Source organism: Ruegeria sp. HKCCA4633, from assembly GCF_013034605.1.
GTDB lineage: Bacteria > Pseudomonadota > Alphaproteobacteria > Rhodobacterales > Rhodobacteraceae > Ruegeria.
This window is the reverse complement of sequence record NZ_WQGJ01000001.1, coordinates 406,538-428,658: the sequence shown is the minus strand read 5'-3', so window position 1 is coordinate 428,658 and position 22,121 is coordinate 406,538. Positions and strand designations below refer to the sequence as shown.

Annotated in this window: 22 protein-coding genes; 8 read left to right on the top strand and 14 right to left on the bottom strand. The window is 57.8% G+C overall.

What is annotated here, in order from left to right:
• Positions 1-2: 2 nt before the first annotated feature.
• The 3 genes from GOV85_RS02130 to GOV85_RS02120 are packed head-to-tail and all read right to left on the bottom strand — an operon-like array spanning position 3 to position 1,753.
• Positions 3-614 carry a molecular chaperone gene (locus GOV85_RS02130; RefSeq protein ID WP_171174561.1) on the bottom strand — a complete coding sequence of 204 codons (612 nt, stop codon included), beginning with the start codon at positions 612-614 and terminating at the stop codon, positions 3-5.
• A 3-nt stretch (positions 615-617) separates the two neighbouring features.
• A complete protein-coding gene (locus tag GOV85_RS02125; protein ID WP_171174559.1) occupies positions 618-1,202 on the bottom strand; it encodes a DUF3306 domain-containing protein in 585 nt (194 codons plus the stop codon).
• Positions 1,199-1,753, bottom strand: a complete 555-nt coding sequence (locus GOV85_RS02120; protein ID WP_171174557.1) for a DUF3305 domain-containing protein — start codon at positions 1,751-1,753, stop codon at positions 1,199-1,201. The genes GOV85_RS02125 and GOV85_RS02120 overlap by 4 nt, the downstream gene beginning before the upstream one ends.
• A gap of 263 nt (positions 1,754-2,016) precedes the next feature.
• Between GOV85_RS02120 and GOV85_RS02115 the strand changes: the two genes are divergently transcribed.
• On the top strand, positions 2,017-3,969 hold the full coding sequence (locus tag GOV85_RS02115; protein ID WP_171174555.1) for a 4Fe-4S binding protein: 1,953 nt from the start codon (positions 2,017-2,019) through the stop codon (positions 3,967-3,969).
• Here the strand turns inward: GOV85_RS02115 and GOV85_RS02110 are convergent.
• Entirely contained in the window at positions 3,963-4,691 is a 729-nt protein-coding gene (locus GOV85_RS02110) for a hypothetical protein (RefSeq protein ID WP_171174553.1), read from the bottom strand. The two genes, GOV85_RS02115 and GOV85_RS02110, sit on opposite strands and share 7 nt — an antisense overlap.
• On the opposite strand from GOV85_RS02110, the gene GOV85_RS02105 reads away from it, so the two are divergent.
• Genes GOV85_RS02105 through GOV85_RS02090 form a run of 4 tightly spaced genes read left to right on the top strand, consistent with a single transcriptional unit; the run spans position 4,690 to position 7,056 of the window.
• Positions 4,690-4,827 (top strand): hypothetical protein, encoded by a 138-nt coding sequence (locus tag GOV85_RS02105; protein WP_171174551.1) that lies wholly within the window; start codon positions 4,690-4,692, stop codon positions 4,825-4,827. The two genes, GOV85_RS02110 and GOV85_RS02105, sit on opposite strands and share 2 nt — an antisense overlap.
• A complete protein-coding gene (locus GOV85_RS02100; protein WP_171174549.1) occupies positions 4,824-5,885 on the top strand; it encodes an Mrp/NBP35 family ATP-binding protein in 1,062 nt (353 codons plus the stop codon). Before GOV85_RS02105 ends, GOV85_RS02100 begins: the two co-directional genes overlap by 4 nt.
• Positions 5,882-6,580 carry a biotin/lipoate--protein ligase family protein gene (locus GOV85_RS02095; RefSeq protein ID WP_171174547.1) on the top strand — a complete coding sequence of 233 codons (699 nt, stop codon included), beginning with the start codon at positions 5,882-5,884 and terminating at the stop codon, positions 6,578-6,580. Before GOV85_RS02100 ends, GOV85_RS02095 begins: the two co-directional genes overlap by 4 nt.
• Positions 6,577-7,056 carry a DUF6505 family protein gene (locus GOV85_RS02090; RefSeq protein WP_171174545.1) on the top strand — a complete coding sequence of 160 codons (480 nt, stop codon included), beginning with the start codon at positions 6,577-6,579 and terminating at the stop codon, positions 7,054-7,056. The genes GOV85_RS02095 and GOV85_RS02090 overlap by 4 nt, the downstream gene beginning before the upstream one ends.
• Here GOV85_RS02090 and GOV85_RS02085 read toward each other — a convergent pair.
• From GOV85_RS02085 to acs, 8 genes are all read right to left on the bottom strand, one after another.
• Entirely contained in the window at positions 7,053-7,553 is a 501-nt protein-coding gene (locus tag GOV85_RS02085) for a flavin reductase family protein (RefSeq protein ID WP_171174543.1), read from the bottom strand. The two genes, GOV85_RS02090 and GOV85_RS02085, sit on opposite strands and share 4 nt — an antisense overlap.
• Positions 7,554-7,641: 88 nt before the next feature.
• A complete protein-coding gene (locus GOV85_RS02080) occupies positions 7,642-9,054 on the bottom strand; it encodes an exonuclease domain-containing protein (RefSeq protein ID WP_171174541.1) in 1,413 nt (470 codons plus the stop codon).
• Between the two features lie 2 nt (positions 9,055-9,056).
• Positions 9,057-9,575 (bottom strand): hypothetical protein, encoded by a 519-nt coding sequence (locus GOV85_RS02075; protein WP_171174539.1) that lies wholly within the window; start codon positions 9,573-9,575, stop codon positions 9,057-9,059.
• 24 nt (positions 9,576-9,599) lie between these two features.
• Complete coding sequence (locus GOV85_RS02070) at positions 9,600-11,423, bottom strand: DUF294 nucleotidyltransferase-like domain-containing protein (protein ID WP_171174537.1); 1,824 nt, start codon at positions 11,421-11,423, stop codon at positions 9,600-9,602.
• A 108-nt stretch (positions 11,424-11,531) separates the two neighbouring features.
• On the bottom strand, positions 11,532-13,316 hold the full coding sequence (locus tag GOV85_RS02065; RefSeq protein WP_171174535.1) for a sodium:solute symporter family protein: 1,785 nt from the start codon (positions 13,314-13,316) through the stop codon (positions 11,532-11,534).
• Positions 13,317-13,331: 15 nt separating this feature from the next.
• Entirely contained in the window at positions 13,332-13,616 is a 285-nt protein-coding gene (locus GOV85_RS02060) for a DUF4212 domain-containing protein (RefSeq protein ID WP_171174533.1), read from the bottom strand.
• Positions 13,617-13,795: 179 nt separating this feature from the next.
• Positions 13,796-14,479, bottom strand: coding sequence for an adenylate kinase (locus tag GOV85_RS02055; RefSeq protein WP_171174531.1), 684 nt, complete (start codon positions 14,477-14,479; stop codon positions 13,796-13,798).
• 7 nt (positions 14,480-14,486) lie between these two features.
• A complete protein-coding gene (gene acs / locus GOV85_RS02050; protein ID WP_171174529.1) occupies positions 14,487-16,451 on the bottom strand; it encodes an acetate--CoA ligase in 1,965 nt (654 codons plus the stop codon).
• Positions 16,452-16,856: 405 nt separating this feature from the next.
• On the opposite strand from acs, the gene dctP reads away from it, so the two are divergent.
• From dctP to GOV85_RS02035, 3 genes are all read left to right on the top strand, one after another.
• Complete coding sequence (dctP, locus tag GOV85_RS02045; protein WP_171174527.1) at positions 16,857-17,873, top strand: TRAP transporter substrate-binding protein DctP; 1,017 nt, start codon at positions 16,857-16,859, stop codon at positions 17,871-17,873.
• Positions 17,874-17,935: 62 nt separating this feature from the next.
• Positions 17,936-18,565, top strand: a complete 630-nt coding sequence (locus tag GOV85_RS02040) for a TRAP transporter small permease (RefSeq protein WP_171174525.1) — start codon at positions 17,936-17,938, stop codon at positions 18,563-18,565.
• Between the two features lie 3 nt (positions 18,566-18,568).
• Positions 18,569-19,972: a TRAP transporter large permease gene (locus tag GOV85_RS02035; RefSeq protein WP_171174523.1), complete on the top strand. Its 1,404-nt coding sequence runs from the start codon at positions 18,569-18,571 to the stop codon at positions 19,970-19,972.
• A 138-nt stretch (positions 19,973-20,110) separates the two neighbouring features.
• On the opposite strand, the gene GOV85_RS02030 is transcribed toward GOV85_RS02035, so the two are convergent.
• Positions 20,111-21,154, bottom strand: coding sequence for an ornithine cyclodeaminase (locus GOV85_RS02030; protein ID WP_171174521.1), 1,044 nt, complete (start codon positions 21,152-21,154; stop codon positions 20,111-20,113).
• Positions 21,154-22,074: an arginase gene (rocF, locus tag GOV85_RS02025; protein WP_171174519.1), complete on the bottom strand. Its 921-nt coding sequence runs from the start codon at positions 22,072-22,074 to the stop codon at positions 21,154-21,156. Before rocF ends, GOV85_RS02030 begins: the two co-directional genes overlap by 1 nt.
• Positions 22,075-22,121 lie beyond the last annotated feature (47 nt).

Sequence of the window (22,121 nt, the reverse complement as noted above, 5' to 3'; positions counted from 1 at the left end):
GGTTATGCCGCCATCATTCGGAAGGCCTCGCGTTCGATTTCCATGAACACTCGACCGGCGGTGCCGACCGAGGCATAGAGAACCGACGCTTCGGCGGCTTCCAAATCCGAATAGAAATGTGCGGCCCAGGGGCCGATATGTTTGTTCCAGAACGTTTTCTGGTCTTCTAACGTCGCCGGCGATCCGAAACGGCCTACGATCATGCCTGCCATCATCTCCATCAGTGAGGCAACGTTGTCTTCGGGTTCAAAAACGTTCTGCGTACGGGTGATCCCGCGAACAGCCATATCATTGCGCAATTGCGCCAAAGGTTTTTCGTTCAGGAACCCGGTCAGATAAAAACTGGCGTAAGGCAGTAATTCGCCACGTCCCAAACCAATGAATAGCGCGTTGAACTCACGCTCGGCAGCGGCGGGCTTGGTCACCTTGGCAACACGCGCCATAGCCTGAATGGCTTGGCCCAGATCAGTGTCGTCTCCGCTCAGCCCCGACATCTGGTCCAGAAGCAACTGATCAGGCGGGCCGGCCAAAAGCAAACCCAGAAAATTGTAAAAATCCGCGCGCAGCCGGTCTTCGGCTGAAATGTCTAAAGTCTGCGCGTTATCTGCGGTCATGGGTTATCCTTCGAATTCAAATCTCATGCGGCGCGGGGACGGGGGCAGTTCGACCTCTTCCCGCGTGTAGGCTTCGGCCAAATCCACTTCAGGTGTTGTGGGGGCGGCTTCTGTTTCTTCCATGGCGACCGAGGGTTCGGACATTGGTTCATCCTCCGAGGGGGTTTCCTCTTCGGTGTCGTCTTCACTTGCGGCCAAGGCCTCGACATGGGCCAGCATCCCTTTGCCCACCTGGTAGGCGGTCTGAAGGTTTTCGATCACACAAGCTGCGTCGGTATAGTCTTCGCCGTAATCAACCAGACCGTCCACGTTGGCCAGAACCGGATTCAGTCGCCACAACCGGCGCAAGGCCCGGCGACGCAACCGATCAGGCACCGCCTTGGCCATGAACCCCGTGACATCGTCGCCCGCCTGTAATTTATCCGGGTCAGGCAGGTTTAACTCGGCCAGAATGTCGGCGTCAGTCTTTTCTTCCAGTTCGGCGTGTTGTGCGGCTATGACGTGTTCTTCTGCCGCTATGACCTCAGCCTCGGCTTCTGCCTGTACGGCGGCCTTGCGACGGGACCAGAAATCGCGCGCCTGGGTCATTGCACAAGCCTCCGAGGTGCGCGGTAGACATCCGAGGCCTGTCTGATCCGTGGGTCGCCCTTGCCGTCCTCGACCAAATCCGTGCGTTTCTTGTCGCGGCGGCGCTTGATGAAAACTTCGTCTTTATGATGTTTGAGCGCGAAATCCCGCACCCAGGCAATCAGCCCTTCGGTCATGGGGATCTTTTCGACGATCTCTTCACCTGTGTCGGCATAGTCCTGCCCCTCAAAAGGCGAGGCCGTGATAAGCACCGCGTTCAAAGGGACGTCCCCCTTCAATTCATCCCGCAACACCAGATAAAGCGAGGGTTGTCCGTCTGACAGGTTGACCATGTAGGCTTCGGTCTCATCCGCCCAAAGGGTCAGGGGCAGGGTGGCTGCATGGTATTCAACCGCATCGCCTTCACGACGCAATTCCTGCCAAACGGCAGGACCAGCACCCGGCAAAACGGCTATGGCACGCCAACTCCATCGGGCCCAACGTGTGATCCCGGGTTTCTTGCGCACGATGACGCCAACTGGCATTTCGATCTGGCTTGCGGCCTTGGCCACTGGCTCCTCCCCGAAAGGCTCTCCCCTGCCTTTGCATGAACACTATGGTACACATTGTGTCTTTGTGCCAAGCCTGTGTCCTTAGACTTTGGTCGTATGTTTTGGTCGCAACTGCGTGAACGGAGCCGAAAACGCGTTTGTTTCCTTCGATTTTCTGCGCGAATGAGGGGTAAATAACTGCGCACGGCAGGGGGTTGAAGTTGCCGGGATGTGCGTACAGCCTAAGGTTCATGGGATGGGGAGAGCATCCCGCGGGAGGGAAAATGGGCACCAAACTACTGCTATGCGATTGCGCAGGAACTCAGGAATTGGATCCCGACAGGATCGAAAGCGCCTGTGGTGTTAGTTGTTCTAAGGTGCATACGGCGCTTTGCACGACCCAACTGCAATCTGCTGCCGAACTGATGCAAGACGGAGATACCGTGATCGCCTGCCTGCAAGAGCAGGACGTGTTCCAGTCCCTTGCCGAAGATTTGGATATCGACGTGCCTGGCTTCTTCGACCTACGCGACCGTGCGGGTTGGTCTGAACAGGGTACGGATGCAACGCCAAAGATGGCTGCACTGGCGGCTGAGGCGCTGTTGCCGCAGCCCGTCACACCCAGCGTCGATGTTATCAGCGAAGGAACTTGTTTCATCGTTGGCCCCGGCGCGGTGGGTTTTGATCTGGCTGAGAAGTTGGTGGGAACTTTGGCCGTGACTGTTCTGGCTACGGATCAGGCAGAGCCGACCTCGCGCGCTTTCGATGTGGTACGCGGACGGGTGAAGTCCGTGTCAGGGGCGCTGGGCGGGTTTTCACTGCGTCTGGACGCCGTGCAACAGGTCGTGCCGGGCGGGCGTGGTGCCTTTGCCTGGACCGAGCCCAGGAACGGAGCACAATCTGCCTGCGACATTATTCTGGACCTGACAGGCGGCGCGCCGTTCGTCCAGGCCCCCAACAAGCGCGAAGGGTATCTGAGGGCTGATCCAAAAGACGTGGTGGCCGTTGAACGCCTGGCTTTTGAGGCCATTCAGCTTGTTGGTACCTTTGAAAAGCCTTTGTACGTGAGATTGGAAGAATCCTTGTGTGCGCATTCACGGGCGGAACAGGTGGGTTGTACAAACTGTCTGGATATCTGCCCGACCGGGGCGATAACACCAGCGGGTGAGCATGTGAGCATCGACCCGATGGTATGTGCCGGATGCGGTGCGTGTGCCGCACTGTGTCCGTCGACGGCGATCACTTACGAGGATCCGACCGTTTCGGCGCTGTTGTCCCGGATGCACGTCCTGGCGCGCACCTATCGACGAGCAGGAGGGGCCGCGCCCCGGCTTTTGATTCATGATGCGCATGGGGCAGAGATGATCCGGTTGGCTGCGCGCTTTGGTCGTGGTTTGCCTTCGGATGTTATCCCGCTGGAACTAAATGTTATATCCGGTTTTGGCCACGCCGAGATGCTTGCCGCTTTGGCGCATGGTTTTGTCCGTGTGGATGTATTGCTTGCACCCACAACCGAACGGGATTCGCTGGACCACGAGATTGCTCTGGCGCGCGCGATCGCAGGCGCTGATGGGATTGGACTGATTGATGAGGCTGATCCGGACGCCATGTCTGATCTGCTCTATGGTCAAGACGTGCCGCAACCTTTGGCCGAACCGGTTCTTCCATTGGGGAACCGTCGACAGATCACACGCTTGGCCGCGCAGGCGCTAAATCCGCAGGCAGACACTCCATTGCCACTGCCCGATAACGCGCCTTATGGTGCGGTTGCAGTGAACACGGACAGTTGCACCCTGTGCCTCAGCTGTGTGTCGCTGTGTCCATCAGGGGCTTTGATCGACAATCCGGACAAGCCGCAGCTGAACTTTCAGCAGGATGCCTGCCTGCAATGCGGAATGTGCAAGACGATCTGCCCCGAAGAGGCAATCACTTTGGTTCCACAGCTTGATCTGAGCGATGCGGCCCTGTCCCAGCAGGTACTCAACGAAGAAGAACCTTTCGCTTGTGTTGAATGCGGTGCGTTGTTTGGGGTGAAATCCACTGTGGAGCGGATCATGGAAAAGCTTTCGGGCACACACCCGATGTTTGCCAGTTCGGATCAGGCGCGGATGATCCAGATGTGCGACAATTGCCGGGTTAAGGTGCAGTTTCAGCAGCAGGACAATCCCTTCCAGTCAAAGCCTAAACCACGGGTCGTTACGACTGACGATTATTATTCAGATAGAAAAGATCATTGAAGCTGCAGCGGAGCCCCCAAATCTGCGGCTTTCATCCGCGAGACAAACGCGAGGATTGCATCGAGATCGTCCAGAGTCATCTGAACAGGATGGATCGGAGAAGGGCGCTCGGGGTCAAATGGCGGCGTCAGTCCGTCGATCTGTGTAAACGCAGGATGGGGGTTGAGAGCAAAGAAAGCCTCGAACCGTTCGGACCAGTCCGGCATCGCGCGCAGGACGGCAAACGATGGGGTCGAGCCCAGCCCGTTCATTCGGTTTTTGGGTCCGATCACATGGCATCGTCCGCAATGGGTCATCGACAGTTCTTCGCCAAGCACGGTATTACCGTCAACGGTTTCCTCCGACTCAGTGACCGTCAGATCGAAGCTGGCGGTAAAGGGCGCGCCTTGTGCTGGCGCAAAACTTTCAACGGTGCGCTTTCCAATATCCGAACGCAGCCAATCGCGAAAGCGGGCCTGCCGCTTATTGTCTTCGATGGTCAGATGGTAGATCACATCATCGCGGGCAAAGACCGGATCGCCGGGCGGAGCGGGATTCAGGACCATAACACCTGTGTCATCCGCAATAACGCGAATCCCGGTCTTGAGAGAGAAGCGAGGAAGAATATGTTGCAACAGACCCGAGTCTTTCACCTCGGCCGGGGCCGCAAGGCCAATCGCCTCCTGAGACAAGGAGGGGGTGGCAGAGAACGTGAGGCTCAGGCACAAGAGGACAAAGCGCATGGCTCAGCCTAACGGGGCAGGGCGCGGTGCGTCAAATAAACTGAAAGAGACGGAGACACATGCAATGAGCGGCGACCAGAATTTGGTGACACGCACGCCCCTGTCACACGGGCATATCGAAGGGGGCAAGGCATGAGTGTTCGTGACGCGGTTCTGGCGAACCTGAAAAAGATCACTGACCCGGTGTCTGGTCAAGATATTGTCAGCGCAGGTATCGTGCGTGCGCTGAATGTCGAAGGTGATACCGTACGATTTGTGCTTGAGATTGATCCAAAGCACGCGGAAAAGATGGAGCCCGTGCGAGCGACGGCCGAGAAAGCCGCGCAGATGGTCGCCGGTGTGGCCAATGTATCGGCGATGATGACCGCGCATTCCGACAAGGCTCCGCCGGATCTGAAACCGAAACCCAAACCGTCGCAAACCGGGCCGCAGGCCGTTCCGGGTGTTGATCGGATTATTGCTGTTGCTTCGGGTAAGGGCGGTGTCGGTAAGTCCACTGTCTCTGCAAACCTTGCCTGTGCGCTGGCCGCTGAAGGACGGCGCGTCGGTCTGCTGGATGCGGATGTTTACGGTCCGTCGCAGCCCCGGATGCTGGGTGTGTCCGGTCGCCCGGCCAGCCCCGATGGCAAAACCATTCTGCCTTTGCGCAATCACGGCGTGACCATGATGTCCATGGGGTTGATGACCAACGAAGGTCAGGCTGTTGTCTGGCGTGGACCCATGTTGATGGGCGCATTGCAACAGATGATGGGGCAGGTGCAGTGGGGCGCGTTGGACGTTCTGATCGTCGACCTTCCACCGGGAACGGGCGATGTGCAGCTGACGCTGAGCCAGAAGTTCCAGGTGGACGGTGCCATCGTGGTCTCAACCCCGCAGGACGTGGCTTTGATCGACGCCCGCAAGGGGATCGATATGTTCAATCAGCTCAAAACCCCGATCGTGGGCATGATCGAAAACATGTCGACCCATATCTGCTCCAACTGCGGGCACGAAGAACATGTGTTTGGTCATGGCGGTGTTGCGTCCGAGGCGGAATCTCTGGGTGTACCGCTGCTGGGTGAAATCCCACTGCATCTGGACATCCGCGTGGCCGCTGACGGAGGCGCGCCCATCGTGGTCAGCAAGCCCGATAGTCCACAGGCCGAGTCGTTCCGCAAGATCGCACGCGACCTGATCTCAAACGGTTTCGCATGAGCCAGCCGGTCTTTCCCCCTTTGCTGACGGGTCACCCGGTTCAGGGTGGGGAAGACCCGTTTGACAGGGCGCAGGCAATGGCCGCGCTGGGATGCGACGCGGGAACGGTCGTTTACAACATTCAGGCCGACCGTCTGCGCGTTGCCATCGTCTTTGCGCCTGAGGTGCCGTTGCAGGACGCGATGGCAATGCTGCCACTGTGTGCCGTAGGGTTTCAGAACGCGCTGGGCGCTCTGGCCCCGCCAGAGGTTGCTGTGCATTTGGGCTGGGACGGATTGATCTGCGTGAATGGCGCAAAATGCGGGAAGTTTCGGGTGACCTCTTCGGATGTGTCCGCTGATCAGGAGCCGGACTGGTTGATCGTAGGTTGGGAACTGGCGCTGCTGCAAACCAGCGAGGCCCCGGGTGAAACACCAGATGTCACCGCGCTTTACGACGAGGGATGTGCAGACGTATCCGCCACACAATTGGTAGAAAGCTGGTCGCGTCATACTTTGACCTGGCTGAACCGCTGGCAGGAAGATGGTAACGCGCCGCTGCACGCTGAATGGATGGGTTTGCTGCGCGGTGTAGGAGATCCGCTGGATCATGGCGGTGTTTTTTTGGGTACGGATGAACGGTTTGGAATGTTGATCCGGGACGGATCCGAAACGCACCTGCGTCCCCTGACCGAAGTGTTGGAGAACGGAAGATGAAACTGGCCCGAGCAATTCACTTCGACGAAAGCGACATGAACGTGTTTCATTCTCCGGCGCGCACCGGGGAATGGTGTGTGTCTGGCGGGTTCGAGTTCTCGAATTGGAGCGATGCAGATCTTGAAGGCAAGGCGCGTCAGGCCTTTGCGAATGGCTGGCTGGGTCTTGAAACCTTTGGCCGCGTGACATTTGTGGCCGTGACGCAGATCGAACCGGCAGAGAAAGATCAGATCGCCCGCAATCTGGCCGACCATTTTGTGCAGTTCTATGGTGCGCCTTCAGTTGAGGCAGCGCTTGGCGTGGCGCAGGCGGAAGTCGATCATATGTCAGAGCTGTGCGAAGATCATGCGCCCAACACGCTGTTGACCGTGGCCAGAGAACTGTCTGAAACTGGCGTGCACGAAGCCTATCGTGTGATCACGCCGCAGGATGCGCAGCTTGAGGCTTTGGCAGTTCATGGATCCCTCGACGACTAGATCAGATCGACAAACCCGCCGAACTGGCCGCGTTTGAAAATCAGGCCCTTTCCTGTGCGGTACATAACCTGTTCCACTTGTCCCACAATGATCAGATGATCACCAGCGTCGTGCCGCGCGTGCAGACGGCAATCGAACCGCGCCAGACATTGGGTCAATTGCGGGCGACCGGTCTCATCCTCAGTCCAATCTGCATGTGAGAAGTCTGTGCCGTCACGCGCAAAGAGCAGCGCCTGCTCTTGCTGATCCTGTGCCATCACATGAATCGAATAGTGTTCGCAGCTGCTGAAAGCGTCGAAACGGAACGATTCCTTGGCCAGACACCACAACACCAGCGGAGGGTCCAATGAGACCGAGGCAAAGGAATTCACGGTGATCGCGCGCGGTCCACCTTCGGTTTGCGTGGTAATCACAGTGACACCGGTGCCAAAACACCCCAGGGCCTCGCGAAAGGCCGGGCTTTGTTCCGGGGTGGGTATGAAAGTCTTTTCGGTCATTGCGCGCGTATTCCTTGGCCGCGCATCAGGTGCCACGCGAGGCTCGGATTGTCCATGAAAAGCTGACTGCTGCTTGCAATTTAAGCTGTCAGTTCAGGTCTTCCAGCAAGCGCCCGTGTTTTCGTGTTTCGATTATGACTTCACCGAAGGTCGTCATGCCGCGTGCCTGCAGAATCGGCAGCATCTTGACCAGCGCTTCGGCCGTGGCGACCGCATCGCCCAGCGCAGTGTGGCGCAGGGCCTCGGGGATCGTGATTTCCAGCCGTTCACACAGCGCGTCCAGCGTGTGTGTGTCGCTGGCTCCGAACAGCACGGCAGACAGCAGAACCGTGTCGAGGATCGGGTGATCCCATTCGACCTCCATCCGCTTGGCGTGACGACGCAGGAACGCCATATCGAAGGGTGCGTTATGCGCCACGATCACCGCGTCGCGGGCGAACTGATGAAATACGCGCCCGGCCTCAGTGATGTCGGGTGCGCCCTGAACCATACGGTCACTGACCTTGTGCACTTTGGTCGAAGCAGGTGGTATCGGGATGCCCGGATTCACCAGCATGTCCAAATGTTCACCCTGAACGATCTTGCCGTTGAGCACGCGCACCGCGCCGATCTGAACGATTTCATCTTTATGAGGAAGCAGCCCGGTGGTCTCGGTGTCGAAGACGACGAAACACAGATCCGACAAGGTGCGATTTTCAAACGCGTCATCCCCTGGCGTGTCGAGCAGCTCAAAATCGTAAACCAGAGGCCGCGCCTCATCAGGGGACATTTGGGCGGCACTGTCTTCGAAGACCAGCATGTAGCCGGGCGCGTCGCCCAGGGGCTTCATCCGCGCAGAATAGGTTTGCCGGCCATCTACGCTGTTCAGCGTACAATAAACGTCTTTGCCGGTTTTTCCCATTTTGGCATAGGCATCCGTCAGGCCTGTGGCCTCGATGTACTCGAAAAGCGACGCGTTCAGTCGAGGATGTGCAATCTGGGCCAGAACCTCGGCGGCCTGACCATCATACAGCACAATCTGATGCTTTGGGCTGGCCAGCAACATAGCGACCGGTATCTCGGTCAGCAGGGCGGTGAGACGTTGTTTCTCTGCTGCTAAGTACGCGGTTTCCGATGCTACGGCTTCGGCGGTTCGCATGGCGTTTGACGCCAGTTGTTCCGCCAGACCTGCCGCTGCGGGGGCCAGATCCCCCAGATAGCGCGCAGCCTGCATGTCCAGATCCGTACTGACCCCGGCATGCGCTCGGGCCCGTAGTTGGGCCGACAGGCGTTCAATTGGCTTGGCAATATTGTCGTCAAACAGCAGCCAGACACCTGCGATCAAAGCAAGCAGCCCAAACGCGATCAGGATTTCTGCAAAAATGAAGTCACCCAAAAGGTCGGGATTTCCTGCGCGGGCATAGGAAATCCACAGCGCAACTGCGCTGATCGCAATCCCGCCGAATGCCAGCAAGCAGAAGAACAAAAAAATCCTGAGCCTAAGGCTCAAATTGGTGAGCATGATCAGACCCCGCAGGTGGTCTCGATGATTGGATCGTTGGCCTCGGCTGAAATCCAGTCCGCGTTAATCAACAGACCATCATCAGCGAATTCAGCACCGTCTGCTAGATTGGCGCGGCTATTTTCAACACAGTTGACAGCCACCGGCACTTTTGAAACTGGAGCCCAGCGGCCAAAGAAGTATAGGTCGACAAGTCTTTGATCTGGAACATTTTCATTGCTGCGAACCGATATCGTGTCAATGGCGGCAAAACGATCTACGAAGGGCACCGCGTATGTCCAGGGGCGATAGAAAGCACGGCTTTCCACCTCTTGCACGATGGCCATTTCATCCGGCAGTTGATCGCGGGTGCGGTCGTACCAGGAATACTCGCTGGCAATGGTCATGCCGATCATGCCCAGACCCGCCGCAACCGGAGTGGTCCATTTCGGCAAGCGCCCACCGGTCAGCTTGTTCAGCACAAGCACGACGCCCGCAAACGCGAAGCCCGCAAAGATAGTGCCGATCAATTCCAGAAACATGTGGTCTCTCCGTTCTAGGGGGTCTTAGCCCAGCATACCCTTGCCGTGGCCAACCGCCGATTGCATTGTTTTTACCACAACAAATGCATCGCGTAGATGACTTCGCTCAAAGTCCGAAAGATCGGACGGTGGCAGATAATTGTCGGGTTTTTCACCTGACTTAACCAGCCGAACCTGATGCTCCAGGCGGGTTTCAGCGATCAGGTCGTAAGCGTCCAGCAGATCCCGAGCCCCAGACGGGCTGAGGACACCGCTGGCCTCGGCCGCTTTCAGGCGGGCACGGGTGTTGGCTTCGGTCAGCTCGCCCTGCAACGTGTATATCCGGGCCAGATCTACGACGGGCACAACACCATTGTGTTTGAGGTCCAGCGTATTGCGGTGTTCGCCCGAGCGAATGGTGGCGAACCCGCGCAACAGGCCAAGCGGGGGCGTGTGTTTCAGCGAGTTCGAAATCATATGCGCCACAAAGATCGAGTTCGCTCTGGCCGCTGCCAGTGTGTCGGCCTGAAGGTCGGCAAACAGCTCAAACGCGCCGCCGATAGGGCGCAGGTCGAACATGACCGAGGCCAGCATCTGCGCCTCTGGGTTTGGTTTGGCGATCCATCCTGTGAAATAATCGCGCCAGACGCGCACCGGCTGACACCAGCGCGGATTGGTCGCCATCATGTCGCCGGGGCAGTAGAAGTACCCGCAAATGTCCAGCCCGTCCGAGACGAATTTCGCCAACCTGGTGAAATAGGCCATGTCTTCATCGGTCACGCTGTCATCCAGCATCAGACAATTGTCCTGATCCGATACGCCGGTTTGTTCCTGCCGTCCCTGAGACCCGCATGCAAGCCACAGATAGGGTACCGGGGGCGGGCCCAGTTCAGCTTCGGCGAGTGCTAATAGGCGTCGCGTGGCGGTATCCGCGATATCGGTGATCAGTCGGGTGACAATTTCGTGCCGGTTCCCGCCGGCAACCAGCTGCACAAGAAGCTGCGGGATCTCTTCGGTCACGCGTGCCATTTCTTCGGCCGTGTCAGCCTGCGCAATGCGGCGCACCAGCTCGGCCGAGTTCACGGCCTGATAATGGGTCAGATCGGTCTGCGTCACGATCCCGACCAGCCGACCGCCTTCGGAGATCGGGATATGGCCAATGCCGCGCTCCATCATGATGTGCAGCACATCCGACCCGATATCGCTGGGCGACAATGTAACCGGGTTCGCGGTCATGATTTCAGAAATGGGCGTGGAGGCGGGTAGGCCGTCTGCAACGTATTTGCCCGAGATATCCCGCAGGGTCGCAATGCCCTGCAAGCTTTCACCGTCCGTGATGCAGAGCGACGAAATATGTTTGTCGCGCATGATCCGCGCGGCGTCCTGAACCGACGTGTCAGCGGGGCAGGTGGCCGGGTTATGCGCCATCAATACGTCGATCGAACTGGTAGCCAGGCTTTGCGGACCACTGCGGTCGCCACGTGTGCGGTCAAAGAACTTTGCCACAACATCATGGTTATCGATCAAACTCCGGACCAGATCCGGTGGCAGAACCATTAGAACTGACGGCGTATGCGCGCGGGCTTTGGTGGCGGCTTTGCCGTCTTTCAGCAGGCCCCTTTCGCCAAAGGAATTGCGCAGACCCAGATGAGAGACGATGGCACCGTTCTCATCGGTAATTTCGACCTGTCCTTCATAGATCACGAACACCCCGGGTAACTTGTGGCCCAGCTCATAGACCGAGGCGTCTTCCTCAACTTCCCAGACCTCGATCTGTTTGACGATCTGATCCAGGGCGTCGGAAGGCAACGCGTCATAGGGATGAACGGATTTCAGAAACCGGGCTATTTCGTCATGGGACAGGGGCATGTGTCGTCTCCGGTGTTCTGGTTAAAAAATCCCGCCCAGTGATGTGCTGGGCGGGAACAGTGGATCGAAAGACGCGGTCGAAGGCAAGAACCAACGACCGCATCAAGCTCATTTGTTCTGAGCTGCGCCCGCACCACGGGGAATGCGTACGCTTTCGACCAGATCCTTGATCTCCTGCGGAGTCTCTTTGGTCGCGCCTGCAACAACGTAGGCAACCGCAAAGTTGATCATCGCACCGATTGCGCCGAACGAGGTCGACTTGATCGGACCCAGCAGCGGGTCAGCATCGGTGAACGAGTTGGTACCCGGAATGAACAACCAGCCCTTGTGCAGGAAGATGTAGACCAGGGTCACAACCAGACCAGCCAGCATACCTGCAACCGCGCCGGTGTTGTTGATGCGGGTCGAGAAGATCCCCATCATCAGCGCCGGGAAGATCGAGGCTGCCGCAAGACCAAAGGCCAGGGCCACGGTTTGCGCCGCAAATCCGGGTGGGTTCAGACCCAGGTAGGTTGCGACAACGATGGCGACGGCCATTGCGATACGAGCAGCCAGCAATTCACCCTTTTCAGAGATTTGCGGGTTGATCGCACCTTTGACAAGGTCGTGGGACACCGCTGACGAAATCGCTAGCAAAAGACCCGCAGCGGTTGACAGAGCAGCCGCAAGACCACCGGCAGCGACCAGACCGATCACCCAACCCGGCAGGTTGGCGATTTCGGGGTTGGCCAGAACCAGGATGTCACGGTTGAACTTGGTCAGCTCGTTACCGACCCAGCCGTTTTCTTCCGCAATGGAAGCCATGGCTTCGGACTTGTCATTGTAGTACTGGATTTTGCCGTCACCGTTCTTGTCTTCCCAATCCAGAAGACCGGTTTTCTGCCAGGTTTTCATCCAGTCATAGCGCGGATCGGTGTCGATTTCCTCGACCGAGACAGCGCCACCTTCGATGCCACCATTGGGCCACATCATGTCGGTGATGTTCAGACGTGCCATTGCGCCAACCGCAGGGGCGGTCAGGTACAGCAGCGCGATGAAGACCAGAGTCCAGCCAGCCGACCAACGTGCGTCAGATACTTTCGGCACGGTGAAGAAGCGCATGATCACGTGCGGCAGACCGGCGGTACCGATCATCAGCGACAGCGTGAACAGAACCATGTTCAGCGTGTTCGAATGGTGGGCGGTGTACTCGTTGAAGCCCAGCTCGGTCACGATTGCATCCAGCTTGGTCAGCAGGGGCTCACCGCTTGCGGTGTCACCAAACAGACCCAGAGCAGGGATCGGCGTGCCGGTCAGCTGCAGCGAGATGAAGATCGCCGGGATGGTGTAGGCTGTGATCAGCACGCAGTACTGAGCAACCTGGGTGTATGTCACACCTTTCATCCCGCCAAACACCGCGTAGGCAAAGACCACACAAGCACCGATCAGCAGACCGGACGTGTTCGACACCTCAAGGAAGCGGCCAAAGGCCACGCCAACACCGGTCATCTGACCGATAACGTAGGTCACCGACGCAACGATCAGACAGATCACCGCAACAACGCGTGCGGTCTGGCTGTAGAAACGGTCGCCGATGAATTCCGAGACAGTGTATTTGCCGAACTTGCGCAGGTAAGGCGCAAGCAGCAGAGCCAGCAGCACGTAGCCACCGGTCCAACCCATCAGGAATGTCGAGTTGTCATAGCCGGTAAAGGCAATCAGGCCCGCCATCGAGATGAACGAGGCCGCAGACATCCAGTCCGCCGCTGTCGCCATACCGTTGGTGACCGGGTGAACGCCGCGACCGGCGGCGTAGAACTCCGATGTGGAACCCGCGCGGGCCCAGATCGCGATGCCGATGTATAGCGCGAATGATGCGCCAACAAACAGCAGGTTGATGGTAAACTGATCCATAATCCCCGCTCTCCCTTATTCTTCGTCTACGCCGAATTCGGCGTCCAGCTTGTTCATGCGCCAGGCGTAGTTGAAGATCAGCACCAAGAAGACCAGGATCGATCCCTGTTGTGCGAACCAAAAGCCCAGATCGGTTCCGCCAACGGCGATCCCCGACAGCAATGGACGCAGCAGAATGCCGAATCCAAACGACACCAGCGCCCAGATTGCGAGGCTGATGTAAATGAGGCGCAGGTTGGCTTGCCAATAGCCCTTATCGGCTTCGGACGCCTGCGCGGAGTTTGTTGAATGATCCGCCATCGCGGGTTCCTCCTTCGCTTCCTCGTTGGGCGGCCCGTGCCCAATTCCTCCAGTGACGCGGACCGCTTCTCGATTGTACCAAACGCCCCGTGACGTCCGGCAAAACTTCTCTGTTCCGCCAAGGCGGTTCATTGAAGTATTCTTTTAAGGATCAAGGCCTTGCGGCCGATCTCCTCCCCTTACTTCATCGCGCCGCTGACGATTTCCTCCAGGTCGCGGGCGATGTCTTCAATCTTGCCCATGGCGTTGGTGCGTTGCAGCACGCCATGGCCTTTGTAATAGGTGATCAATGGCGCGGTCTGTGCGTGATAAGCTGCCAACCGCGACGCCACGGTTTCGGCATTATCATCCGCACGGCGCTTGAATTCAGTGTGACCACACTTGTCGCATGTGCCGTCTTCGACAGGCTTTTTGAACGTGTCGTGATAGCCTTCGCCACAGCCGGCGCAGGTGTAGCGACCCGAGATGCGGATCACCATTTCGGCGTCTTCGACCTCAAGGCTGATCGCAGCGTTGATCTTCTGATTGTTCGACGCAAGCAGTCCGTCCAGCGCTTCGGCCTGAACCGTAGTGCGGGGGAAGCCGTCCAGAATGACGCCCTTGGCGCAATCTGGCTGGGCCATACGGTCGCGTAGGATGGCGATGACGATGTCGTCACTGACCAGGTCGCCCGCTTCCATGACGGCTTTGGCGGCAAGACCTGCTTCTGTACCAGCCGCGACAGCCTCGCGCAGCAAGTCGCCGGTGCTGAGTTGAACCAGCCCGAATTTCTCTTCCAACATACGGGCCTGTGTGCCCTTCCCGGCGCCCGGAGGGCCGAGAAGGATCAGAACGGCGGGAGTGGTGATCGTGGCAGCGTCCATCACGTCCTCACTTATTCGCACGGTTTTCGATCAGGTCTTCGACAACCGACGGGTCGGCCAGTGTCGACGTGTCACCCAGGCTGCCAAAGTCGTTCTCGGCAATCTTGCGCAGGATACGGCGCATGATTTTGCCCGAACGTGTTTTGGGCAGGCCAGGGGCCCACTGGATCACATCCGGCGAGGCAATCGGGCCGATTTCCGTGCGGACCCAGGTGCGCAGCTCTTTCAACAGCTCATCCGAAGGCTCGCGGTCATTCATCAAGGTGACGTAGCAATAGATGCCTTGCCCTTTGATTTCATGGGGATAGCCGACCACGGCAGCCTCAGCGACTGCGGCATGAGCGACCAGCGCGCTTTCGACCTCGGCCGTGCCCATGCGGTGACCGGACACGTTGATCACGTCATCGACGCGGCCGGTGATCCAATAGTCACCATCTTCGTCACGGCGGCAGCCGTCACCGGTGAAGTAGTAGCCTTTATAGTCCGAGAAATAGGTCTTCTCGAACCGCTCATGATCGCCCCAGACGGTGCGCATCTGACCGGGCCAGCTGTCTTTGATACACAGAACACCCTCGACGCCGTTGCCCTCGATCTCGACACCCGACTGAGGGTCCAGAACGACAGGCTGGATGCCAAAGAACGGCTTCATCGCGGAACCGGGCTTCATCGCATGTGCACCGGGCAGGGGGGTCATCAGGTGACCGCCGGTTTCCGTCTGCCACCAAGTGTCCACGATGGGGCATTTGCCCTTGCCAACGACGTCGTTGTACCAGTTCCAGGCTTCGGGGTTGATCGGCTCACCCACTGTGCCCAGCGTGCGCAGATCGCTCAAGTCGCATTTCTCGACAAACTCGTTGCCCTGTCCCATCAGCGCACGGATCGCGGTTGGCGCGGTGTAGAACTGATTGACTTTGTGCTTTTCACAGACCTGCCAAAAGCGCGAAGCATCTGGGAAGGTCGGAACGCCTTCGAACATCAACGTGGTCGCGCCATTGGCCAGCGGGCCGTAGACGATATAGCTGTGGCCGGTGACCCAACCCACGTCCGCCGTGCACCAGTACACGTCGCCTTCGTGGTAATCGAAGGTGATCTCATGCGTCATCGAGGCATAAACCAGATAGCCGCCAGTGGTGTGCACAACGCCCTTGGGCTGTCCGGTTGAACCGGATGTATAAAGAATGAACAGCGGATCTTCGGCGTTCATCTCGGCGGGCGCGCAGTAGTCGTCCGCCTCAAGCGCCATTTCGTTGTAGTCAAAGTCGCGCCCGTCGATCCAGGTGGTCTGACCACCGGTGCGCTTGACCACCAGACATTTCACACTGTCTTTGCAGTGTAGCAAGGCCGCATCCGCGTTGGACTTCAGCGGTGTCTTGCGACCGCCACGTGGCGCTTCATCCGCTGTGATCACAACCTTGGCGTCGCAGCCATTGATCCGAGCTGCCAGCGCGTCGGGCGAAAAGCCAGCGAAAACAATCGAGTGAATGGCGCCGATCCGTGCGCAGGCTAGCATTGCATAAGCGGCCTCGGGGATCATCGGCAGGTAGATGACAACACGGTCGCCTTTGCGCACGCCCAGCGATTCCAGGATGTTGGCCATCCGGCAGGTACGGCGGTGCAGTTCGGCGTATGAGATATGCTGCGCCGGATCATTTGGATCGTCCGGCTCCCAGATGATGGCTGTTTGGTCGCCACGTGTCTTTAGATGGCGGTCCAGGCAGTTGGCCGAAACGTTTAGCGTGCCATCAGCGTACCAGTTGATCTTGACCGAGCCGAAGTCGTAGTTGACGTCCTTTACCTGTGAGAAGGGCTTGATCCAATCGACGCGCTTGCCTTGCTCACCCCAAAACGTGTCGGGGTCAGAGATTGAGGCGGCGTACATGTCTGCGTATTTCGCAGCATCGACATGTGCACGAGCAACAGTGTCTGCGGATGGCGGATAGGTCTTGGCATCTGCCTGGGCAGCGGTGGTCATCTTTGAGGCTCCTCCCTCTGGACTGGATTACGTTGGGTCGTTTTTGCCCGATTGTTCAGCAAAGTCGATCCCGTTCCTCCCCGGTCAAAGTATTACCGGGTTCAGAAAATAAATAAATAAATTGCCGTAATCTTTGGATTTGTTTGTAAAGAAATTTCGGCGCGTTGCTTATTTTTGTAAAAATTTACGGTCTAAATTGAATAAATTACTATTTAACAGAGACATAAATGTAACGATTACTCCTGGTGGTTTCGCGCGTTTCTACGGTCGGCAAACTTGGCCAGGTGTTCCTTGTGGTCTCGGATCTAGGAACACATGCGACCCTGAGGGTTGGCACATCCGAATGTTGGCGCTAGCTTCGTTGCAAGCGCTTCGGGAAGAGGCGCACCAAAGGGAGACAAAATCATGAAAAATATGTTGAGCGGTGCTGCCGTCGCCGCCTTGAGCTTTGCGTTTGTCAGCGAGGCTGCCGCGACCGAGTGGAATGCATCCGTCTGGGGCAAGCGCCGCGCATTTACGGAACATGTCGAAAAGCTTTCCGAGCTTGTCAGCGAAAAGACAAATGGAGAGTTCACGATCAATGTCAGCTATGGTGGCCTGTCCAAACCACGCGAAAACCTGGATGGTATCGAAATCGGGGCCTTTGAAATGGCTCAGTTCTGCGCTGGCTATCACCGCGACAAGAACCGGGCGATCACCGTTCTGGAACTGCCGTTCCTTGGTGTAAACAATCTTGAAGAAGAGGTTGCTGTAAGCCACGCTGTATATGATCACCCGGCGGTCAAAGATGAGATGGCGCAGTGGAATGCCCGTATCATCATGACCTCGCCCATGCCGCAGTATAATATCGTGGGTACGGGCGAACCCCGCGACCAATTGGCTAAGTTCGACGGAATGCGTGTCCGTGCAACGGGCGGTTTGGGCCAAGCGTTCGAGGCTGTGGGTGGTGTGCCAACTTCAGTCCCGGCAACCGAAGCTTATAATGCAATGGAATCGGGTGTTGTGGATACAGTGGCCTTCGCCCAGCATGCACACTTGTCTTTCGGCACGATCAACGAGGCTGATTGGTGGACGGCCAACCTGAACCCTGGCACGGTGAACTGTCCCGTGGTTGTGAATATCGACGCCTATGAAGCACTGCCTGCCGAGCATCGCGAAGCGCTGGACAGCTCAATTGACGAGGCGATTGATCACTACCTAGCGAACTATGGCGGTCTGCTCGAACAGTGGGACAGCGTCCTCGAAGAAAAGGGTGTGCAGAAGGTGATGATCGACGACGCCGTGATCGAGGAATTCCGCACCAAAGCCGCAGATCCGATCCGAGAGAAATGGATTGCAGACATGACGGAACAGGGGCTGCCGGCGCAAGACCTGTATGATCTGGTTCAAACCACTTTGAAGCAGCAGCGCGGCGGTAACTGATCTTTTAGACCGGGTGCCCCGTCGGGTGCCCGGTTCACTTTCAAGAACAAGGAACCACCGGAATGGCAGGACAGGCCACGGTGCTGGAAGACGGTAGCCGTCTAAGCCAGCTGGACCGGCATTTGTTAAAGCTTGAACGCTTTCTTGCATTGATCAGCGGCATAGCGGTTTTTGGATTGATGGTTCTGGCCGTCGTTTCGGTCAGCGGGCGCAACGCGTTCAACGCGCCGTTGCCCGGTTATGTCGACTGGATCGAACAGGCGATGCCACTGATTGCTTTCCTGGGCATCTCTTTTGTGCAGCGCGACGGCGGGCATATCCGCATGGATATCGTCATCTCGCGGCTTCACGGCCGGGCCTTGTGGCTGTTCGAGCTGATCTCGGTCCTTCTGATCTTGGTGTTGATGCTGGCACTTGTGTGGGGCAGTTGGTCCCATTTCGACCGGTCCTTCGACTTTGGTGCGCCGCTCTGGAGCAGAGACAGTTCCATCGACATCGGTATTCCCTTGTGGCCGGCCAAGCTGTTGGCGCCCGTAGCCTTTTCGGTGTTGTGCGCGCGGCTGGTGCTTCAGGTGTGGGGCTATGGGCGTGCATTTGTGCTGGGGCTCGAGACCCCTGTGGCGGTTCCACTTCTTCAGGATGCTGCGGCCCAAGCGGCGGCTGAGGCCGAACAGTTCGAAGGGCAGGACTAGAACATGGACACGATTGATATTGGCCTTTGGGTCACAGGCGGTCTGCTGGTTCTGGTCGTTGCCGGCATGCGAGTGGCTTTCGCAGCAGGGCTGGCGGGATTGGTTGGGCTGGTCTGGATATTCTGGGCCAAGTTTGGCTATGACCCGGACCGGTTGGGCAAAGCCTTGACGGTTGCGGTCAAGACCGCGGGGCAGGTTCCGCATTCTAAGGTTGCAGCTCATACGCTCAGCCTGATCCCGACCTTTATCCTGATTGGCTATCTGGCCTACTATGCTGGCCTGACGCGCGCATTATTCGAAGCCGCCAAACGCTGGGTGGCCTGGGTTCCGGGTGGGCTCGCCGTGTCCACAATTTTCGCCACCGCCGGTTTTGCTGCCGTATCCGGGGCATCGGTTGCCACATCTGCCGTCTTTGCTCGCATTGCTATCCCTGAGATGTTGAAGGTGGGGTATAACAAACGCTTTGCAGCGGGTGTTGTCGCTGCGGGTGGAACACTGGCCTCGCTTATCCCACCCTCGGCCATTCTGGTGATCTACGCCATCATCGTCGAGCAGGATGTCGGCAAGCTGCTGCTGGCCGGATTCATACCGGGTGCGTTCTCTGCAATCATCTATGGCCTGCTGATTGTCGGGATTGCAGTGATCTTCAAAACCGTCGGTCCACCTGTTACTGGCTTCACCTGGAAAGAGCGTTTTTCCGCTTTACCAGGCGCCATTCCGATTGTGGCCGTGATCCTGATCATCATTTGCTTTGTCTACAACCCGTTCGGAGACAAAGCCTGGGGCACCCCTACGGAAGGCGGCGCAATCGGGGCCTTCATTGTGTTCTGTTTCGCCCTGTTTCATGGAATGCGCTGGAAGGAATTCAAATCCGCGCTTTTGGAAACGGCCAAGCTGACGGCCATGATCTTCTCGATCATCTGGGGCGTTCTGATCTATGTGCGGTTTCTTGGCTTCGCAGACCTTCCTGGTGCGTTTTCCGACTGGATTACCGGGCTTGAGATGTCCCCGATGATGATCCTGATCTGCATCCTTCTGGCCTATGCGGTGCTGGGCATGTTCATGGATGCAATCGGGATGCTGTTGCTGACATTGCCCGTCGTCTATCCAGCGGTCATGGCGCTGAACGGAGGTGAAACTGTGAGCGCAGCCGACAGCGCCTTTGGCATGTCCGGCCCGATGTGCGCCATCTGGTTTGGTATTTTGGTGGTCAAGATGGCCGAGTTCTGCCTGATCACGCCGCCCATTGGGCTGAACTGCTTTGTCGTGGCCGGGGTGCGCCCGGACCTGAGCGTTCAGGATGTGTTTAAAGGCGTGACGCCGTTTTTCATCGCCGATGCGATGACCATCGCATTGCTTGTGGCATTCCCGGGGATTGTTCTCTACCTGCCGTCGCTTGCGGGTTAGCAGGGGAGCGAGGCTCTGCCTCGCGCTCCGAGGTATTTTTGGGCCAGATGAAGCAAGGGATCCGATCTTCATCTGGCCGAAAATACCTCGGGGGAGGCGCGCGCAGCGCGGCGGGGGCAGAGCCCCCATGACTGCGTTTTACCCGGCTCGCATCAGCATTCCGAACAGATCGCGCGGATCATCCGGATCGGCCAGCATGTCCAAAGGCTCAAAGAAACCTGTGCCTTCAATCGCTTGTTTCACATAGCGCAGGGCCGAGAAATCTTCGATCGCGAAACCTACGCTGTCGAACAACGTAATCTGGCGATCATCTACGCGCCCTTTGGCGGTACCGTTGATGACCTGCCACATCTCGGTCACCGGATGATCCTCGTCCAGCGCCTGAATTTCTCCTTCGATACGGGTCTGTTCCGGGTATTCAACGAAAATGTCCGAGCGGAGCAGGATATCGCGGTGCAGTTCTGTTTTGCCCGGACAGTCGCCACCGATGGCATTGATGTGAACACCGGGGCCAACCATGTTGTCGGTCAGGATGGTTGCGTATTTTTTGTCTGCCGTGCAGGTGGTGACGATCTGGGCACCTTCGATGGCCTCCTCTGGCGTCGTGCAGGGAACAACAGTCAAACCCTTGCCCCGCAGGTTTTTCGAACATTTTGCGGTTGCGTTAGGGTCAGTGTCGTAGAGCCGGACTGTACTGATGCCGCACATTGCCTTAAATGCCAGACACTGGAATTCAGACTGCGCGCCGTTGCCGATCATTGCCATGGTGGTTGCGTTTGTCGGGGCGAGATAGCGCCCGACCAGTGCCGAGGTTGCCGCTGTGCGCAGTGCGGTCAGCAGCGTCATTTCGGTCAGCAGTGTTGGATAGCCGGTATAAACATCCGCCAACAGACCAAAGGCCGTGACCGTTTGCAAACCTTCCGAAGTATTTTTGGGATGGCCGTTCACGTATTTGAAGCCGTAGGCCTCACCATCCGAGGTTGGCATCAGCTCGATCACACCATGCGGTGAATGCGCCGGAATGCGTGGGGTTTTGTCGAAGCTCTCCCAACGTTTGAAATCGGCTTCGATCTGTGCGGCGATCTGCGTGATCATCTGTTCGACGCCGATGTGATGAACCAATCGCATCATGTTGTCGACGGATACAAACGGCACGAGGGCCTTGTCAGAAGGTTGGGTCATCAGAAACTCCGGGTGGGGCGGTCAAAGATGCGGCGGCCCATAAGTGAGGCGGCCAGATCGACCATAAGTTTGGCGGTGCGACCGCGTTCATCCAGAAACGGGTTCAATTCAACAAGATCCAGCGAACTGACCAGCCCGCTCTCATGTAGCAGCTCCATCGCCAGATGGGCTTCGCGCTCGGTCGCTCCGCCTGGAACCGTTGTACCTACGGCTGGAGCTATAGCGGGATCGAGGAAGTCGACATCCAGCGACACGTGCAGCAGAGCGTTTTCTGCGCGCACACGGTCCAGAAAGGCCATCAAAGGGGCCTTGATCCCGTGTTCGTCGATGCTGCGCATGTCGGCCAACATCGCGTGATTCTGCTCCAACGCCAGCCGCTCAGCCGGGTCGACAGAGCGTAGGCCGATCATGCCAACGCGATCCGTCGGGACCACCGCAGGCAAGGGCGGGAAAGCGTCAAAACCCGGTCTTCCAGCAAAATATGCCACGGGCGTTCCGTGCAGGTTGCCGCTGCCTGTGCTGTCCGGTGTGTGAAAGTCGCTATGCGCGTCCAACCACAACACAAACAAAGGCCGATCCACCTGATCGGCGTAGGCTGCCATGCCCGCGACAGTGCCCATGGACAGCGCGTGATCACCGCCCATAAAGATGGGCACGCCCCGACCAGCGGCCGCTTGTGCAGCTTGGCTAAGAGCCCGAGTCCAGCCGACACATTCCGGCAGGGCAAAAAGATGCGGGTGTTCGGGCATGCCAGTTTCTTCGGGGGTCACGTCGCCCTGGTCCTGAACAGAATGGCCAAGATCGGTCAAAGCTTCTTGCAGCCCGGCCACACGATAAGCGTCCGGACCCATCCGGCATCCCTGACGACGTTTTCCAGCGTCCATTGGCGCGCCGATGAGAATTATTTTCTTCATGTCCATGTGTCCATTTAGGCTGGCAGAGTGTCTTGCGTGAAGGCAGCAAATTG

Excerpts from the sequence above, each read along its gene's own strand:
- GOV85_RS02090 (WP_171174545.1), top strand. The coding sequence starts at position 6,577 with ATGAAACTGGCCCGAGCAATTCACTTCGACGAAAGCGACATGAACGTG.
- acs (WP_171174529.1), bottom strand. The coding sequence starts at position 16,451 with ATGACCACCGCTGCCCAGGCAGATGCCAAGACCTATCCGCCATCCGCA.
- GOV85_RS02030 (WP_171174521.1), bottom strand. The coding sequence starts at position 21,154 with ATGACCCAACCTTCTGACAAGGCCCTCGTGCCGTTTGTATCCGTCGAC.
- GOV85_RS02085 (WP_171174543.1), bottom strand. The coding sequence starts at position 7,553 with ATGACCGAAAAGACTTTCATACCCACCCCGGAACAAAGCCCGGCCTTT.
- GOV85_RS02115 (WP_171174555.1), top strand. The coding sequence starts at position 2,017 with ATGGGCACCAAACTACTGCTATGCGATTGCGCAGGAACTCAGGAATTG.
- GOV85_RS02060 (WP_171174533.1), bottom strand. The coding sequence starts at position 13,616 with ATGGCGGATCATTCAACAAACTCCGCGCAGGCGTCCGAAGCCGATAAG.
- GOV85_RS02075 (WP_171174539.1), bottom strand. The coding sequence starts at position 9,575 with ATGTTTCTGGAATTGATCGGCACTATCTTTGCGGGCTTCGCGTTTGCG.
- GOV85_RS02055 (WP_171174531.1), bottom strand. The coding sequence starts at position 14,479 with ATGGACGCTGCCACGATCACCACTCCCGCCGTTCTGATCCTTCTCGGC.
- GOV85_RS02125 (WP_171174559.1), bottom strand. The coding sequence starts at position 1,202 with ATGACCCAGGCGCGCGATTTCTGGTCCCGTCGCAAGGCCGCCGTACAG.
- GOV85_RS02080 (WP_171174541.1), bottom strand. The coding sequence starts at position 9,054 with ATGCTCACCAATTTGAGCCTTAGGCTCAGGATTTTTTTGTTCTTCTGC.
- GOV85_RS02130 (WP_171174561.1), bottom strand. The coding sequence starts at position 614 with ATGACCGCAGATAACGCGCAGACTTTAGACATTTCAGCCGAAGACCGG.
- GOV85_RS02065 (WP_171174535.1), bottom strand. The coding sequence starts at position 13,316 with ATGGATCAGTTTACCATCAACCTGCTGTTTGTTGGCGCATCATTCGCG.
- GOV85_RS02110 (WP_171174553.1), bottom strand. The coding sequence starts at position 4,691 with ATGCGCTTTGTCCTCTTGTGCCTGAGCCTCACGTTCTCTGCCACCCCC.
- GOV85_RS02105 (WP_171174551.1), top strand. The coding sequence starts at position 4,690 with ATGGCTCAGCCTAACGGGGCAGGGCGCGGTGCGTCAAATAAACTGAAA.
- GOV85_RS02040 (WP_171174525.1), top strand. The coding sequence starts at position 17,936 with ATGGCAGGACAGGCCACGGTGCTGGAAGACGGTAGCCGTCTAAGCCAG.
- GOV85_RS02095 (WP_171174547.1), top strand. The coding sequence starts at position 5,882 with ATGAGCCAGCCGGTCTTTCCCCCTTTGCTGACGGGTCACCCGGTTCAG.
- GOV85_RS02070 (WP_171174537.1), bottom strand. The coding sequence starts at position 11,423 with ATGCCCCTGTCCCATGACGAAATAGCCCGGTTTCTGAAATCCGTTCAT.
- rocF (WP_171174519.1), bottom strand. The coding sequence starts at position 22,074 with ATGGACATGAAGAAAATAATTCTCATCGGCGCGCCAATGGACGCTGGA.
- dctP (WP_171174527.1), top strand. The coding sequence starts at position 16,857 with ATGAAAAATATGTTGAGCGGTGCTGCCGTCGCCGCCTTGAGCTTTGCG.
- GOV85_RS02100 (WP_171174549.1), top strand. The coding sequence starts at position 4,824 with ATGAGTGTTCGTGACGCGGTTCTGGCGAACCTGAAAAAGATCACTGAC.
- GOV85_RS02035 (WP_171174523.1), top strand. The coding sequence starts at position 18,569 with ATGGACACGATTGATATTGGCCTTTGGGTCACAGGCGGTCTGCTGGTT.